The following is a 15,647-nucleotide window of genomic DNA, read 5'->3' on the forward strand; positions in this document are numbered from 1 at the left end:
TCGGAGTCCCGTACCAGCCCGCCGAGGCGGTGGCCCGGCAGCGAATCTGCCGGGCCACCTCCCGGTCAGTGAGTGTCGGTGCGCTTTTCGAGGCGAGTGCCGTGGCGAAGGGTGATCGACATCAGGTCGCTGGGGGCGTTCAGCTCCAGGCGGTGCCAGCGGCCGCGGGGGACGATCACTGCGGTGCCTGCCCGCAACCGCACCATGTCCTCGGCGCCGCCGGGCGTGGTGGCACGGAGGTAGAGGCGGACGCCGCCGGTCAGGCAGCACACGGCCTCTTCGGCCTCCGGGTGCATCTCCCAGTGGTCGGCGTGGACGTCGGTGTCGGTCTCCACGTGGAAGGTCGCGATCTGCCAGGTGCCGGAGTCGCTGCTCGTCATCTGCCGGTCGGCGGCTCGGACTTCGCCGTCGGGGCGGAACTGCAGCGCGGAGACGAACAGGTCGATGGGGGTCGTCGTCATGATGGCCGGCCTTCCAGTCGGTTCTTTGCGGGGGCGGCGGGTTGCGGGTCGGGCAGGGCGGCCTGGCGTCGGGGCAGCACCCCGATCGCCACGACTGCCGCGAGTACGAAGAGGCCGGCGGTGACGGCAAGGCCCAGGGCATAGCCGTCGTTGAGGGCGGCGGGGTCGGTGGCCGTGCCGGTGCGGAGCGCGGCGACGGTGGCCAGGGCGGCCAGGCCGACGCAGCCGCCGAGTTGGCGGGAGCTGTTGAAAAGGCCGGAGGCCATGCCGGCCTCGCGGGAGGCGACGCCGGTGGTCGCGGCGGCGGCGACCGGGGCCAGGACCAGCCCGACGCCGACGCCGGAGACGACGGTGGGACCGAGCACGTCGGTGAGGAAGCCGCCGCCGGGGCTGATGAAGGCCAGCCAGGCCAGACCCACGGCGGCCAGCAGAGCACCGGGCACCAGGGCGGTTCGGGGGGTGCGTGCCGTGGTGACGCGGGTCGCGATGACGGTGCCCGTGACCAGGCTCGCAGAGAACGGCAGGAACGCGGCGCCGGTCGCGGCGGCACCCATACCCAGGACCTGCTGCATGTACAGGGACACGAAGTAGAACGCCGTGAACTGCCCGGCCGCGGCCAGGAACACCAGCACGTTGGCACCGGCCACCCAGCGACTGCGCAACAGGCCGAGGCGCAGCAGCGGCGCGGGGGCCCTGGATTCGGCGAGGACGAAGGCGGCCAGGAGCGCGGCCGCAGCGGCGAGGGTCGCCACGGTGGCCAGTGATTCCCATCCTCGGGCGTCGGTGCGGACGACACCGAACACCAGCAGCCCGACTCCGCCGGTCGCCAGGACAGCGCCGAGCACGTCCAGCCTCTCGCGCCGGTCGGGCTGTGCTCCGGCGGGCACGCCTGCCACAGCCAGCGCGAGAGCCGCCGCCACGATGGGCAGGTTGACCAGCATCACCCAGCGCCAACCCGCGTACTGGGTCAGCAGGCCACCTGCCAGTACCCCCAGCGCTCCCCCCGCGGCGTTCACCGCGCTCCACACCCCGAGCGCCCGGACGCGCCGAGGGCCCTCGGAGAACGTCGTGGTGAGCATGCCCAGCGCGGCCGGGGCGGCTGCGGCGGCACCCAGCCCCTGACCGGCGCGGGCGGCGATCAGTTGCCAGGGTGCCTGGGCCAGCCCGCCCGCCAGCGAGCACAACCCGAAGACGACCTGGCCCCCCACGAACAGCCGACGGTGACCGTACAGGTCACAAGCGCGGCCCCCAGGAGCAGGAGTCCGCCGAAGGTGAGCGCGTAGACGTGCACGATCCACGACAGGTCGAGCGGGGCGAATCCCAGCGCGGTGCGGATTGCGGGCAGTGCGACGTTGACCACCGACATGTCCAGGGCGAAGACGAACTGGGCGACGGCCGCCGCCGCCAGCACCACGCCGGGTCGCCCCCGTGAGTTTTTATACATGTAAAGAAACTAGCTTAAGGGGATCGCCGTTGTCGACACCTGGGGAATGATGGGGGCATGCCGCAGCCGTCCGCACCACGCAAATCCCCTGGCCGACCTCCCCGCATCTCCCGCGACGAGGTCATCGGGACGGCCCGCCGGATCGTGACCGAGGAAGGCGTGGACCGGCTGACCATGCGGCGGCTGGCCACGGAGATCGGCAGCACGCCGATGGCGCTCTACCACCACGTCCGCAACAAGGAAGAACTGCTCGTCCTACTGCTGGACGACTACACCGCGCAGGCACTGCGCCGACCCGAACTGCCCGCCCACCCTCGCGAGCGGATCGTCGTCGCCGCCACCGCGATCCACGAGGCGCTCGCCGCCTGCCCCTGGATCGTGGAAGTGCTGACCGCCGACGACCTGATGTCCACGTCCGCGCTGTGGTTCGTCGAGCAGATCGTCGACGGCCTGATCGAATCCGGACTGTCCCCCGAGCGGGCCGTGCACGGCTACCGCGCGATCTGGTACTACACCGCTGGAGAGATCGTGGTCCGGGCGACATCGGCCCGGCGACGCGAAGGCAATGACCGTGCGACCTACCGGGAGCAGGTCTTCGGCGATCTCGACCCGGGCGAACTGCCCAGGTTGGCGCAGGTCGCGGACCGCTGGGCACCGCTGACCGGCGAGGACACCTACCTGGACGGGCTCCGAGCTCTGGTGGCCGGCCTCCTCGCCATCCGCTGACGGTCCGCCGCCGGCGGCGGTGTATGCCTGACGGTGCCGTGGAGGATGGCCAGGCGTACCCGGTTCCCGCGGTCGCCCCTCATCGGTATGAAGCCGCAGAGTTGGCCCAGTCGGAGCAGACGATCGACGAGCTCACGGCCTTCCGCGGTCGGGCCTTGGCCCGCCTCGCCGCCCGGCACGAGGAGATCATTCGACTCGGCGAAGCCGCCGCTGGCACAACCCGGGTCAACCGCCTGCCGCCACCCCGGACTACCGTCATCAGGAAATGCAGTTCGAGCAGGTCCGCGTCGAGGCGGGCGAACAGGCGCCGCAACGTCGACTCGTCCACCCCGCCGCGTTCAAGTCCCAGCCGGGCAAGCGCACCGCCGCCGGCATCCCGGGCCCACTCCCCGATCGCGGTGAACCCCCGTGCTCCGGCCACCACCGCGCACACGGCCACCGCGATCAGGGCGCCCACCGGATGCCGCACACCGCGGCGTCGGCGCGGATCAGGTATCCGGCCGAGCAGGTGCACGAGGAGTTCGTGATCCAGTACGGGCGTGCGAACAGGCGCGGGGATGAGAGACGATGGCATGGCGCGGGCGTGATCCCCTGGCCGGACGGTACGGCGTAGGAATCTCCATCCAACCGGACCGGAACACGCCCGCGCACCACTACCCGCCACAAAACCCCACGCCACAGGGCTACAAAACGACTTTGCCGGGGCCCTGGGAGAAGACCACCCACAACATCGCTTGGCTGTGTCGGCTGCTGAACGTGGCCCGCTCCTCCTTCTATGCCTGGCGGGCCGCGGCGAAGGACCGCGCCGCGCGTAAGGCTGCCGACGAAGCCCTGGGCCACGAGATCGCCGTCATCCACCTCGCGTCCCGCAGCACCTACGGCGTTCCGCGCGTTCATGCCGAACTGCGGCGCCTGGGACGGCGGGTGAACCGCAAGCGCGTCGCCCGCCTGATGCGCGAACGCGGCATCCAGGGCGCTCACCGGCGCCGCCGGCGTTCGCTGACCCGGCCGGACAAGAAGGCCAGGCCGGCCCCGGACCTGATCGGCCGCGACTTCTTTGCCGAGCGGCCGGGGACGAAGCTGGTCGGGGACATCACCTTCCTCCCGACAGCCGAGGGCTGGCTCTACCTCGCCTGCTGGCTGGACCTGGCCACTCGCGAGGTCGTCGGCTATGCCATGGCCGACCACCACCGCGCTTCCCTGGTCGTCGACGCGCTGAAGATGGCTCACGGCCGCGGCGACCTGCAGCCCGGATGTGTTGCGCACTCGGATCGCGGCAGCGAGTACACATCTGCTGCATTCCGTTGCGAAATACGCGAGTTGGGCCTGCGGCAGAGCTGCGGACGCACCGGATCATGCTTCGATAACGCCGCCGCGGAAAGCTTCTGGGCCCTGCTCAAGGAAGAGATCGGCACCCGTACCTGGCCCGACCGGGCCACCGCCCGCGCCGAGGTCTTCGCCTTCATCGAGACCTTCTACAACCGCCGGCGCCTACGGAAACACAAGGTCCTCGGCTACCTCACCCCAGCCGAGACCCGGCGGCACCAACAACACGCCCTCGCGGCATAACAAGATCGTGTCCAAGGTCACGGGGAAACTTCACTGTGGCTGCCGCCCAGCAGTTGGGACAGGTGAGTCGAGGGCGCACGGGCCCGCCCGGAGGTCTTCGCGGGCAAGAGCGCGGGGCGGGTCGCTGACCACTTCGCCGACGCCTGCCGACATCTGATCGCCGACTGCCTCCCGAATGTGAGACAGGGCCCGGTCAACGGTGGCTCTTCGAGCAGGAAGCAACACCTGCTGACAGAGGTGATCGTCTCGGCTGAGGCCGAGGTCCTTGCCTAGCAGATCCCCGTACGTGGCGGCGTCAACGGGCGGGCAGCCCTGGGCCGGTACGGGCGGGCCGACCGCGGCCGGGGTGAGCACGTCGCCAGCGGCGGGCGCCGACCGGCCCTGAAGTGGTGGGACCAAAGAGAGAGGAGGGAGGGTCATTCCGCTCAGGGGATGGCGGGTGACCCTCCCTCCTCGACGGAGGGACCTGAATCTACTACTGGTAGTTGTCAGGTCGGAGGGTGTCGCGGCGGGGCAGTGCGGGCCAGGTTCCGTCCGCCTGCGGCGCGTAGGACTGCTGGTCGGGCCGGCCCTGGGCGTCGTACGGGCTCTGCTGCTGGGGCGCCTGGTTCACCTGCCGCTGCTGCAGATAACCGTCGGGGACCGACGGCTGCTCGTACGCCTGCTCATACGTCTGGTGCCACGTGGCGGAGCCGTACGTCTGCTGAGGTGCGAAGTGCGCGTACTGGGGCTGCTCTTCGGGTTGCAGCCTCGGGCTGCCGTGCCTTGCGACCGGAGTCCGCCGGCTGTTGCGGCGGGTGGGAATCCCGCCCGGCCACCAGTTCCACTTGCCGAGCGCCGCCATCAACGCCGGCAGGACGAAGATCCGGATGACCACGGCGTCGAGCAGAATGGCCGCGGCCAGTCCGACGCCGAGCTGCTTGAACTCGACCATGCTCAGTGTTCCGAAGATCGCGAACACTCCGACCATGACGATCGCGGCGCTGGTCACCACGCCTGCCGAGCGCGTAACGCCTTCGCGTACCGAATCCCGGGTGGAGGCGCCCTTGAGCGCAGCCTCCCGGATCCGGCTGACGACGAACACGTGGTAATCCATGGACAGTCCGAAGAGCACCACGAACAGGAACAGCGGCAGCCAAGAGACCACGGCGCCCGAGCTGTGGAAGTCCAGCAGGTTCTCGGCCCAAGTGTTCTGGAAAACGGCAACCAGCACGCCGAACGCAGCCGCCGCGGACAGCAGGTTCAGGAAGATCGCCGAGCCCGCCACGGCCAAGGAGCGGAAGATGAAGACCATCGTGACGAAGGTGAGCAGCAGGACGAAGCCCACGACCCAGGGCATGCGCTCTTCGAGGTGGCCGGTGAAGTCGACGCTCTGCGCCACCTTTCCGCCCACGGCGGATTCGGCGTCGGGTAAAGCGGCCGTCGCCTGCGGCAGCCATGTGCGCAGTACGTCCAGCGACTTCTTGGCCCCGTCGCTGTTGGGCGAGTGGGGCGTGCCCACGTCGACGGTGTGGACCGTGCGGTCGGCGGACTGCTTGATAGTCGGCGTCTGGTCGTGTGCGAACAGCTCGCTGTCAGCGGTGCGTTGGAGCAGGCTTCTGAGAGCGGCGCGCACGTCGCCGGCCTCTGCGGCGGGGGCGCGCACGGCGACCTGGTGAACGGTCCCTTGCCAGCCGCATTGTCAGTCGAGGGAGAAAAATGGAGACTACCGTCCTCACCCGGCAGCATGTTGCCAAAATCGTCAAGGAGAATGGCAACGATTACTTCATGGACCGGATGATTATCCGGCTGCGGGAAGCCTTCACGGCAAGAGACAAGGGGATCACCCCGGCACGGGACGGATTTCTCCGGGGTCCCGGAGACACAGCCATCCTGGAGTGGATGCCGCACCACGATCCGGGAAGTTCGATAACGATCAAGACCGTGGCCTACACCCCGTCCAACCCGGCCACCTTCCAACTGCCCACGATCATCGGCTCACTCACCCGCTACGACGATGTGACAGGCCGTCTGCTGGCGGTCTGCGACGGCATCCTGCCCACCGCGATCCGTACCGGAGCAGCGTCGGCGGTCGCCAGCAGGCTGCTGGCCCGTCCGGACAGCCGGACCCTGGGACTCGTGGGCGTCGGCGCCCAGGCGGTGACACAGGCGCACGCACTCAGCCGCGTGTTCCCGCTGGAGCAGATCCTCGTCCACGACATCGAGCCGGCGCATGCCCGCTCCTTCCCGGATCGCATGGACTTCCTCGGGCTCGACGTCCGTGCCGTGGAGCTCGCCGAACTCGAGGCGGCGGCGGACATCATCTGCACCGTCACTTCCGTCGGCGTCAGTGCAGGTCCGGTCCTGGACGGCGGGCAGCTGCGGCCGCACGTCCACATCAACGCCATCGGTGCCGACCTCATCGGCAAGTTCGAGATACCGAAGGAAATCCTGAAGTCGGCGTTCGTGACGCCGGACCACCGGGCCCAGGCGCTCCGCGAGGGGGAGTGCCAGCAGCTGGAGCCGGGCGACCTCGGACCCGATCTGATGGCCCTGTGTGCACAGCCGGACGTTGCGGCCCGCTATCAGGACCGTATGACCGTCTTCGACTCGACCGGGTTCGCGCTGGAGGACCACGTCGCGCTCGATGTGCTCCTCGAACTCGCCACGGAGGCCGGCATCGGCGACCGGGTGCAGCTGGAGCACCTTCCCGAGGATGCGCTGAACCCGTATTCGTTCCAGTGACAGGACGCCTGGCGCACTGACACCGAACGGCTGAGCGCCTCTGCTCTGCCGGATCCCCTGCGGGGTCCGTCGGGCGAGGCGCTTCGCCGTGCCTGGGCCATTACGACTCCAGGTAGCGCAGCACGGCCAGGATCCTGCGGTTGTAGCCGGTGGTGTGGGCGAGTTCGAGCTTGTCGAAGACCGCGTTGAGGTTCTTCTCGACCGTGCTCATGGAGATGTGCAGCTTCTGCGAGATGGCCGCGTTGGTGTGCCCCTGGACCAGTTCCTCAAGGACGCTGCGTTCGCGCGGGGTCAGTCGGGTGAGCGGGTCGCTGTGCGTGGTGCGGAACACCAGCTGCCGTACGACTTCGGGGTCGATGGCGACCCCACCCGCGTGGATGCGCTCCAGCGCGTCGAGGAACTCATCGACCTGCGCCACCCGGTCCTTGAGCAGGTAGCCGACCCGTTCGGCGTTCGCGGACAGCAGCTGGGCGGCGTAGTTGCGCTCGATGTGCTGGGACAGCACCAGGACGCCGATGTCGGGCCAGCGCTTGCGGATCTCGACCGCGGCACGCAGTCCCTCGTCCGTGTGGGTCGGCGGCATCCGGATGTCCACGACGACGATGTCCGGGGGCATGGTCTCGACCTCGCGCAGGAGGGTGTCCGCGTCACCCACCGCGGCCAGCACGTCGTGGCCCTCCTCGGTGAGCAGGCGGACGAGCCCCTCCCGCAGGAGAGTCGAGTCCTCGGCCAGCATTACGCGCACGGCAGCTCCGCGATGATCGTGGTTGGGCCCCCCGTGGGGCTGTGGACATGCAGTCGGCCGTCGAGCGCGCCGACCCGGCTGACCAGCCCGGTCAGACCGTTGCCCGCCGGGTTCGCGCCACCGACGCCATTGTCCTCGACCCGGACGACGAGGACTTCCCTGCGGTGGCGCACGCTCACCGAAATCGCCGTCGCCGCCGAATGCTTGGCGGCGTTCGTCACGGCCTCGGAGACGACGAAGTAGGCGGCGGTCTCGACCGAGCGAGGCAGGGCCTTGGTCAGGTCGAGATCCATCCGGATGGGAATGCTGCACCGCTCGGAGACCCCGCCGAGGGCTTCCTGCAGGCCCAGGTTGTCCAGCGCGGTCGGGTAGACCCGCCACGCCACTTCCCGCAGCTCGGTCAGGACTTCCTGCGACTCCTTGTGCGCCTGCAGCAGCAGTGCGTCGGCCTGCTCGGGCGTCCGGTTCCTGCGGGCACGGCCGAGCAGCATCGCCAGGGCCACCAGGCGCTGTTGGACGCCGTCGTGGAGATCGCGCTCGATGCGGCGGCGCTCGGCGTCGACCGCCTGCAGCACCGCGGCCCGGCTGGTGGCCAGTTCGTTGATGCGCTGCTGGAGCAGCTCGCGCTCCGAGGGGCCAAAGCATTCCCGGGCGAGGCGTGAGTCGAACGCCTCCAACGAGAACAACCCCTGCACATCGAGGAACAGCAGCACTCCGCCGAGCAACACCTGAGTGAGCAGTTCCTGCCAGCTAAGCGTGCCGCGCACGACTCCGCCGAGGAGAAGGCCCGCCAGGACGGCGCCGAAGACCAGCAGTCCGACCACGATGCTGGTGAGCATGCCGACGTACATGCGTGTCGCGAGATAGCGCAGGATCCGCTGGTCGGGCACGTTGCGGGCGGGGAAGCGGTCCCCGAAGTAGACCGAGCGACGCCGCCGTTCCCACGCGGTGAGCTGTCGGGCCCCGCCAGCCAGCACGACGAGGGTCTTCCTGCGGGTACGGGGCCACAGCAGCAGCGGGCCGAGGGCCGTTCCGACCACCGTGAAGTAGAGGAAGCCGATCAGTGCGGTGCAGCAGCCGACGAAAAGACCGGCGGCCCGGCGCAGCAAAGCGGGGGGCGGGGGTGTGGCTCCCGCATCCTCCACGAGCGCGGCCCCGAGCACGTTCGAGAGGTACTGCTCAGTGATGTCTGCTGATTCCCCCCGCACGGATACCGAGCTTAGCCGGGCCGCGCAGCCGGGACAAAATTGTCCGTCCGGTGCGAGGAGGGGGGCGGCGGTGCTCACGAGGAACGGCCGTGCTGCGCCGTGGATTTGCGCGAGCGCAGGCGGACCACCAGGTAGAGCAGCAGTGCCGCGACGACCAGGACCAGGACGGCCTTGCTGACGATGCCGACGTACGTCGCGACGGTGTACCACTGGTCGCCCAGCCAGTAACCCGCCATGACGAGCACCGAGTTCCACACCAGGCTGCCCAGGGTGGTCAGCAGCAGGAAGACGGGCATGGCCATGCGTTCCAGCCCGGCGGGCACGGAGATGAGGCTGCGGAAGATCGGCACCATACGCCCGAAGAAGACCGCCTTGGTGCCGTGTTTGGCGAACCACTCCTCCGTCCGCTCCAGGTCGGATGCCTTGACCAGCGGGAGCCGGGCCCAAATGGCGTGCATGCGCTCGCGCCCGAACAGCATGCACCGCGGCGCCCACCACCGAGCCGAGCGTGGTCCAGAACAGGGCGGAGGCCAGCGTGATGACGCCCTGCCCCGCAGCGAATCCGGTCAGCGGCAGGATCACTTCACTGGGCAGCGGCGGAAAGAGGTTCTCCAGAGCGATGGCGAGGCCGGCTCCCGGGCCGCCCATTGTGTCCACGAGGTCAGCTGCCCATCCCGCGATGCCGTCGGCGGGCTCCTGGGGCAGGGCCAGGGTGATGAGATCCATGCGATTCTCCAGGCTGGCGGGGGCGGTGTCGCGGGCGGCCTGCCGCGATCTGTCCACCACGCTAGAAAGCGCAGATCAGCGCCGGTATGAGGATGGTTTTGTACTCGGCCACAGGGCGGAACACGTCGGCGATTCCCTGTTCGTACAGGCCATCTACCGGGTAGCCGACCATTTTTAGATTGTATTCTGTGACGGGATTTATAAGACTCGGCCGCGCAGTCACGAAGAATATATCTACGCCTTGTGCTTCAGCGTAGCGGACCAGCTCCAGAACCGGCTTGACAGCGGGTGTTGGCGGCAGCGGATGGAAGTGAGTCTCCAGCGATGTGTTGTCGACATCAAGGACGATTGCCTGTTTTTCACTCTTCGCATTGCTCGCGCGCTGCTTGACATAGGCAGTGGACGCGTCTACAGCCTGTTGGACATCCCTCAGCCAGGTGTCGTAATCAATACTCTGGGGGGCAGCTGCTCCTACGTCTGCGGCGGTAGATTCCGCCCTGGTGTCTGCTGAATCTGCGTACGCTGCGGTAAAAGGAGTTATGACCACAGCCAGAGCAGTAGTTGCCAAACCGATGCGTCGCCACGTCGTGGGGATATTCACGCAGATCTCTTCTCTCTCAGAAGTTGTTGTCCGACTCTAGAAAAGAAGCCGAGCCCCGGGAAGCGATCCGGCGAACATGTCAGCAATGGGGCAATCTTCCGGACAGGAAGCTCTCCTGCGCTTATCTTTTTGACCTCAACCTGCCAATGAAATATTCGTGGTGCAGGTGTAATCCGTATCCACCGCGGGTCATCACGACCGGTGTCGGCCCCGAGGGCGCGGCATCCGCGAGATGAAGAAGTAGCCGATCAGCAGTACGGCGACCCCTGCTACCCCCTTCGAAACAATCCCCCCGTACTCTTCGACCAGTCGCCAGTTGTCCCCCAGCCAGAAACCCGCCATGACGAATACGGCGTTCCAGATGAGGCTGCCGGCTGCCGTATAGCCGATGAATGTGGCAAGCGGCATCCGCTCGACGCCCGCCGGAATGGAAATCAGGCTTCGGAACACGGGCACCATGCGGGCGAAAAAGACCGTTTTGGCACCATGCCGTGCGAACCACGCTTCGACCTTGTCGATCTCGTGGGCCTTGACGAACGGGACCTTCGCTGCGATCCGGCGCGTGCGGTCGCGTCCTAGCGCAGCGCCAACGAAGTACACGACCAGGGATCCGACGATCGACCCAACCGTGGTCCAGAAGATCACCGCGACCGGACTCATTCTCCCCTGCCCTGCGGTGAACCCGGCGACCGGCAGGATGATCTCGCTCGGGACGAAGGGGAAGACGGTATCCACGGCGTTTGTCAGGCCAGCGCCTGGCGCGCCGAGAGAGTCCATGATGTGGACGGCCCAGCCAGCAATCCCATCAGCTGGCTCCGCACCACTGCTCGCTGCAATCATGGGCCCAACGCTATGAGTTGATCCGGTCGTTCACCATGTGGCCAACCATCGATTCGGACTGCGGAAAACCGTAGGTCCACCTGGGTGGGCGTCCGAGTTCGGCCGTCAATCCGTCAGGGGCGTCGACCGGCTCCCGCTTGTCCGCCGGCTGACGTCAACTCTCGGCCAACCTGGGACGAGTCATATGTAACCGTGTCGTGTGCCCTGGCGCCAGGCCGTCAGCTGGCCCGTGCGAGCATGTGTGTGCGGCACCCAGGGCAAAGGCCAGAGCTTTCAGCCGGGTCGACGCGCCGCTCGGAGACTCCCAGGATGCCGCAGTTACCCCTGCACGCGGGCCATTCCAGGCAGATCGCACGGCGCTGATGCATGGGCTGCACAGGGCGGCCGCAGTCCTCACGCTCTGTCCAGTGTGCAATCACCTCTCCGGTCCAAGGCGGCGGCGTCCATGTGGACCGGCCACCGCGTACTGCTCCCTTCATGTGTAAGTCTGTTGCCGCGGAACCAGCGGTCAGCAGGGGCGCCGTGGCAGGTGGAGGCCCTGCACAAGCTTGCCGTAGTCGCCCCGCGATGATCGCTTCGCGGCTCGTCGTGATCACGTCGGGCCAAGGACGCCCAGCGATGACCTGCTTGACCTCCTGCAGGGTCCACCCCTCAGCGAGCATGCCGGTCACGATCCTTGACTGGTCGTTCAGGGGCCGCCCCAGGGCCCCGGCAAAGTTGTTGATCATGCGGCCAGGAGCAGGTTGATGGGGCGGTCGATGTCGCGGGGCGTGGTGTCGTAGGGCGGCGGCGATGTTGTGGTGGCCGTTCAGGCGGAGGAGGGTGATGGCGGTGTTGCGCAGGCCGGCCATGGCGCGGGGTGCGTTGCCGGTGTGGACCTGGGAGCGGTCCTCGTCGTAGGTGACGTCGCGGACCCAGTGGAGGCGGTTTTCGATCTCCCAGTGCGACTGCACCCAGGTGGCCAGGACTTCCGGTGGCGCGGTACGGGCGTCCGCGCTGGTGATCAGGTAGACGATCTCGACGGTCCGTCGGCCCTTGCGGGTGACGGTGCGTCGCAGTTGTGCGACCTGCGCGGCTCCGCTGAACTCGACCCAGGCCGGTACGTCGACGACCTTGACCGTCCGGGTGGTCCGGCGTCCGTGACCGCGGTCTGTCCTGGTGGTGGCGGGTACCGAAACCCAGGGAAGCGCTTTGAGGTGTGCATACAACGACTTCTGATTGGCCTTCACGGTCAGGACGTAGTCACCGCCGGCCCGGGTCACGACGGCTGCGGTGTCGTGCTGGGTGTGCAGCGCGTCCATTGTGACGACCACGCCGTCCAGGTCGAGGTTCTGGAGCAACTCCCGGGCAGCCGGGATCTCGTTGCTCTTCTTGCTCACGGCGATCTGCCCGAGCACCGCCCCTGATCCGTGCGCGAGGGCGGCGACCAGGTGCGGGGCCGAGGAGCCGCCACCGCGTGCGCCCCGGAGGGTCTTGCCGTCGATGGCGATCACCCGCCGTCCCGCCACCAACGCGGTCCTGGTCGCCGCCCAGGCGCCCAGCACCGCATCGAGCAGGTCCGCGTCGAGGCGGGCGAACAGGCGCCGCATCGTCGACTCGTCCACATCGCCGCGTTCAAGTCCCAGCCGGGCAAGCGCACCGCCGCCGGCATCACGGGCCCACTCCCCGATCGCGGTGAACCCCCGTGCTCCGGTCACCACCGCGCACACGGCCACCGCGATCAGGGCGCCCACCGAGTGCCGCACACCGCGCCGTCGGCGCGGATCAGGTATCCGGCCGAGCAGGTGCACGAGGAGTTCGTGATCCAGTACGGGCGTGCGAACAGGCGCGGGGATGAGAGACGATGGCATGGCGCGGGCGTGATCCCCTGGTCGGACGGTACGGCGTAGGAACCTCCATCCAACCGGACCGGAACACGCCCGCGCACCACTACCCGCCACAAAACCCCACGCCACAGGGCTACAAGACGACTTTGCCGGGGCCCTGGGGTGACACCCGATCGAACGAACTCACGGCCGCAGAATCCAAAGTTGTCCAGATAAACGAGGAAGGCCCGCTCGCGGCGGTGGGGCGCTCCGACGTCGGAGGCGCGCGAAGCGCGAGCCACCTCGCGCTGTACCGGAGGTCGGTCAGGGAGCCGAGTACGGCGCCAAGTGCCCTCAGAGCAGGCCGGGTTGGGTCGTCTCCCAGACACCACGGGCGGAATTCCACGTCGCCAGGGGAACCGGCGCGTGAGGTGAGTAGTCCTCGGACATTCTCGATCACCACCAGGCAGGGACGGAGGGCTTTGACCGCACGGGCCACGTGCAGCCACAGCTCCGAGCGGGTGTTCGCGGTGAGTCCGGCGCGGTGGTCGGTGACCGAGGCGTCTTTGACATGGGAAGCCCGCGGTCAGCACGCACATCCGGGGCACGTTGGCCCAGTTGACGGCGGTGATGTCCCCGTAACAGGGCACGCCGGGCCAGTGTCGGGCCAGGATCGCGGAGGCGTCGGCGTTGATCTCGGCATGCCAGGCCACCGTGCCGCCGCGGGCTGCTTGAACGCCCAACTCCAGGCCGCCGTATCCGGAGCACAGGCTGCCGATCGCAGGCTCGGCGGTCGATGGGGGCGGCATGTCAGCGGCCCTTCGCGGTAGCCGCTGCCGCGTCGGGCGGCGCAGGGGGCGGGAGGGACAGCGGAGCTGGATAACGGTCGGTCCGGCGTCGGGGGTGTGGGGTGAACTCCACGCACCGCCTCCCCGAGGCGTTGCTACCCCTCCTCGGGGCGATGAGGTCCCGACTCATCAAAGGTTGTCACAGAGGGTCATCGCCCCTACAAGGGGTAGCAACAAGTACAACGAGCTGACCATCGTCTCTACCCATACGAGTCCTTATCGCCCCTACGAGGGTGGCAACTTGATCAGGACCGTGGCGGCCATGACCCCGCCGAAGCACCTTCATCACCCCTACGAGGGGCTGCGACCTCATCTTCCGGATGACCGGCGCCGATCGCTTTCGTCACCCGCACCCGCACGTCTGCTCCGATCAGCGGAAACGTCACGAAGCGGCACCACACACCATGGGGCAACACGGTCGCTCACGGTCTGGAGCGGCGCCGTTCCAGACCAGGTGGTGCGACGTACCCGTAGCCCCCTCCCCGGGCGTACGCCGTCACCTCGGCGGAGCCGGTGTCATGCGCCGACACGTGTGGTTACGGCAGCCGCCAGTCCACGGGCTGACTGCCCTGCTTGACCAGCAGGTCGTTGGCACGGCTGAAGGGCCGGGATCCGAAGAAGCCGCGGTCTGCCGACATCGGTGACGGGTGCGCGGACTCGATCGCCGGCAGCGGGCCCAGCAGCGGCCGCGCGTTGCGGGCGTCGCGGCCCCACAGGATCGACACCAGCGGCTGCCCGCGGCCGGCCAGCGCCTTGATCGCCTGCTCCGTCACCTGCTCCCAGCCCTTGTCGCGGTGCGCGGCCGGGCGGCGCGGCGCCGTGGTCAGCGCCCTGTTGAGCAGCAGCACGCCCTGCTGCGTCCAGGGCGTCAGGTCGCCGTTGGACGGCCGGGGGGCGCCGATGTCGCCGTGCATCTCGCGGAAGATGTTCTCCAGGCTGCCCGGCAACGGCCGCACGTCCGGCGCCACCGAGAAGCTCAGGCCGACCGCGTGACCCGGTGTCGGATACGGGTCCTGGCCGACGATCAGTACCTTCACCTCGTCGAAGGGCTGCTGGAACGCGCGCAGCACGTTCGCCCCCGACGGCAGGTAGGTGCGGCCCGCGGCGATCTCGGCGCGGAGGAAGTCCCCCATCGCCGCTATCCGGTCCGCCACGGGCTCGAGCGCTTTCGCCCAGCCCGCCTCGACAATTTCGTGCAACGGTCGCGCAGTCACAGTCAGTCACTCTACTGGCTCAACGGCCATGCCATGCACCGGAGTCCGCGATCAAGGCGTCCGGCGCCGCCCGGGTCAGGCGCCCCCGACGGTGCTGCCCGTCCCGGACCGGTCCGGGACGTCCCGCGGGTCCCGCGGGCAAGGCGGCGAGCCCAACTGCCAGGCCAGGCCGTACCGCTGGAACAACTCGGCGCGCAGCCGGGCCACCGGCATCGGGGCGCCCGGCAGCAGCAGGGCCACGGTCGCACCCATCAGCAGCGCGCGCAGCAGCCGGTACTCCTCCTGCGGTGCCCGCGCACCCCACCGCACCACCGCCTGTTCCAGCAGCGCCGCCAGTTGCTGCTGTTCCGGGCACTGGATGAAGCCCTCGTCCGCCAGGATCTGGGCCATGTGGATGCGCATCAGCTTGGTGTGCGTCACGGTCAGCCCGAGGATCGCGTCGATCGCCCGCGCCAGCACCTCGTCACCGTCCGTCGGGGCCGGCTCCGCCTCCAGCGCCCCGGTCAACTCCTGGTTCATCAACCGGTGTACCGCGGACTGCACCAGCGCGCGCTTGCCCGAGTAGTAGTACGACACCAGGCCGCGCGCGGAACCCGCCCGCCGTGTGATGTCGGCCAGCGTCGTGGCTTCGTAGCCGCGCTCCTCGACCAGTTCGACGGTCGCTTGCAGGAGGCGATCGCGCGAACGCTGACGCATCGCTTCATTGACCGATGCGCTGCGAGGGGACATGATGAAC

At 68.5% G+C, this 15,647-nt stretch carries 14 protein-coding genes and 3 pseudogenes; 3 read left to right on the top strand and 14 right to left on the bottom strand.

All coding sequences use genetic code 11. The features are described from left to right. Positions 1-65: 65 nt before the first annotated feature. Positions 66-461, bottom strand: coding sequence for a cupin (locus tag AC13HU_RS14025; protein ID WP_483042170.1), 396 nt, complete (start codon positions 459-461; stop codon positions 66-68). Beyond that, positions 458-1,905: pseudogene (locus tag AC13HU_RS14030) on the bottom strand (MFS transporter). The gene AC13HU_RS14025 and the pseudogene AC13HU_RS14030 overlap by 4 nt, the downstream one beginning before the upstream one ends. A gap of 57 nt (positions 1,906-1,962) precedes the next feature. Here AC13HU_RS14030 and AC13HU_RS14035 point away from each other — a divergent pair. Beyond that, positions 1,963-2,631, top strand: a complete 669-nt coding sequence (locus AC13HU_RS14035) for a TetR/AcrR family transcriptional regulator (protein ID WP_483042171.1) — start codon at positions 1,963-1,965, stop codon at positions 2,629-2,631. Between the two features lie 79 nt (positions 2,632-2,710). On the opposite strand, the gene AC13HU_RS14040 is transcribed toward AC13HU_RS14035, so the two are convergent. Next, entirely contained in the window at positions 2,711-3,205 is a 495-nt protein-coding gene (locus AC13HU_RS14040) for a transposase family protein (RefSeq protein ID WP_483042172.1), read from the bottom strand. Between AC13HU_RS14040 and AC13HU_RS14045 the strand changes: the two genes are divergently transcribed. After that, positions 3,199-4,200, top strand: a complete 1,002-nt coding sequence (locus AC13HU_RS14045; RefSeq protein ID WP_483042173.1) for an IS3 family transposase — start codon at positions 3,199-3,201, stop codon at positions 4,198-4,200. The genes AC13HU_RS14040 and AC13HU_RS14045 overlap by 7 nt on opposite strands. Before the next feature lie 475 nt (positions 4,201-4,675). On the opposite strand, the gene AC13HU_RS14050 is transcribed toward AC13HU_RS14045, so the two are convergent. After that, a complete protein-coding gene (locus AC13HU_RS14050; protein WP_483042174.1) occupies positions 4,676-5,845 on the bottom strand; it encodes an MMPL family transporter in 1,170 nt (389 codons plus the stop codon). A gap of 53 nt (positions 5,846-5,898) precedes the next feature. Here AC13HU_RS14050 and AC13HU_RS14055 point away from each other — a divergent pair, with 53 nt between their 5' ends. Then, a complete protein-coding gene (locus tag AC13HU_RS14055; RefSeq protein WP_483042175.1) occupies positions 5,899-6,924 on the top strand; it encodes an ornithine cyclodeaminase family protein in 1,026 nt (341 codons plus the stop codon). A gap of 100 nt (positions 6,925-7,024) precedes the next feature. Here AC13HU_RS14055 and AC13HU_RS14060 read toward each other — a convergent pair whose 3' ends face one another. From AC13HU_RS14060 to AC13HU_RS14105, 10 genes and pseudogenes are all read right to left on the bottom strand, one after another. Further along, the gene (locus AC13HU_RS14060; RefSeq protein ID WP_266861320.1) at positions 7,025-7,660 is read right to left on the bottom strand and encodes a response regulator; all 636 of its coding nucleotides are present in this window, start codon (positions 7,658-7,660) and stop codon (positions 7,025-7,027) included. Next, a complete protein-coding gene (locus AC13HU_RS14065; protein WP_483042181.1) occupies positions 7,660-8,814 on the bottom strand; it encodes a sensor histidine kinase in 1,155 nt (384 codons plus the stop codon). The genes AC13HU_RS14060 and AC13HU_RS14065 overlap by 1 nt, the downstream gene beginning before the upstream one ends. A 137-nt stretch (positions 8,815-8,951) precedes the next feature. After that, positions 8,952-9,603: pseudogene (locus tag AC13HU_RS14070) on the bottom strand (DedA family protein). Between the two features lie 61 nt (positions 9,604-9,664). Further along, positions 9,665-10,204 carry an HAD family acid phosphatase gene (locus tag AC13HU_RS14075; protein WP_483042176.1) on the bottom strand — a complete coding sequence of 180 codons (540 nt, stop codon included), beginning with the start codon at positions 10,202-10,204 and terminating at the stop codon, positions 9,665-9,667. A gap of 192 nt (positions 10,205-10,396) precedes the next feature. Then, positions 10,397-11,044: a DedA family protein gene (locus tag AC13HU_RS14080; RefSeq protein WP_483042177.1), complete on the bottom strand. Its 648-nt coding sequence runs from the start codon at positions 11,042-11,044 to the stop codon at positions 10,397-10,399. A 218-nt stretch (positions 11,045-11,262) separates the two neighbouring features. Continuing rightward, entirely contained in the window at positions 11,263-12,894 is a 1,632-nt protein-coding gene (locus AC13HU_RS14085; RefSeq protein WP_483042178.1) for an ISAs1 family transposase, read from the bottom strand. 109 nt (positions 12,895-13,003) lie between these two features. Next, a complete protein-coding gene (locus tag AC13HU_RS14090) occupies positions 13,004-13,348 on the bottom strand; it encodes a hypothetical protein (protein ID WP_483042179.1) in 345 nt (114 codons plus the stop codon). Positions 13,349-13,475: 127 nt separating this feature from the next. Then, positions 13,476-13,658 (bottom strand): annotated as a pseudogene (locus tag AC13HU_RS14095) (DNA cytosine methyltransferase); the annotation flags it as partial. Positions 13,659-14,233: 575 nt separating this feature from the next. Then, entirely contained in the window at positions 14,234-14,911 is a 678-nt protein-coding gene (locus tag AC13HU_RS14100) for a uracil-DNA glycosylase (protein WP_483042180.1), read from the bottom strand. A 75-nt stretch (positions 14,912-14,986) separates the two neighbouring features. Continuing rightward, positions 14,987-15,640: a TetR/AcrR family transcriptional regulator gene (locus tag AC13HU_RS14105; RefSeq protein WP_483042182.1), complete on the bottom strand. Its 654-nt coding sequence runs from the start codon at positions 15,638-15,640 to the stop codon at positions 14,987-14,989. Between the last annotated feature and the right edge of the window lie 7 nt (positions 15,641-15,647).

It is taken from the genome of Streptomyces sp. NH27 (genome assembly GCF_056859195.1).

Coding starts and splice junctions, on each gene's coding strand:
- AC13HU_RS14080 (WP_483042177.1), bottom strand. CDS start 11,044: ATGATTGCAGCGAGCAGTGGTGCGGAGCCAGCTGATGGGATTGCTGGC.
- AC13HU_RS14040 (WP_483042172.1), bottom strand. CDS start 3,205: ATGCCATCGTCTCTCATCCCCGCGCCTGTTCGCACGCCCGTACTGGAT.
- AC13HU_RS14055 (WP_483042175.1), top strand. CDS start 5,899: ATGGAGACTACCGTCCTCACCCGGCAGCATGTTGCCAAAATCGTCAAG.
- AC13HU_RS14045 (WP_483042173.1), top strand. CDS start 3,199: ATGGCATGGCGCGGGCGTGATCCCCTGGCCGGACGGTACGGCGTAGGA.
- AC13HU_RS14060 (WP_266861320.1), bottom strand. CDS start 7,660: ATGCTGGCCGAGGACTCGACTCTCCTGCGGGAGGGGCTCGTCCGCCTG.
- AC13HU_RS14025 (WP_483042170.1), bottom strand. CDS start 461: ATGACGACGACCCCCATCGACCTGTTCGTCTCCGCGCTGCAGTTCCGC.
- AC13HU_RS14085 (WP_483042178.1), bottom strand. CDS start 12,894: ATGCCATCGTCTCTCATCCCCGCGCCTGTTCGCACGCCCGTACTGGAT.
- AC13HU_RS14035 (WP_483042171.1), top strand. CDS start 1,963: ATGCCGCAGCCGTCCGCACCACGCAAATCCCCTGGCCGACCTCCCCGC.
- AC13HU_RS14105 (WP_483042182.1), bottom strand. CDS start 15,640: ATGTCCCCTCGCAGCGCATCGGTCAATGAAGCGATGCGTCAGCGTTCG.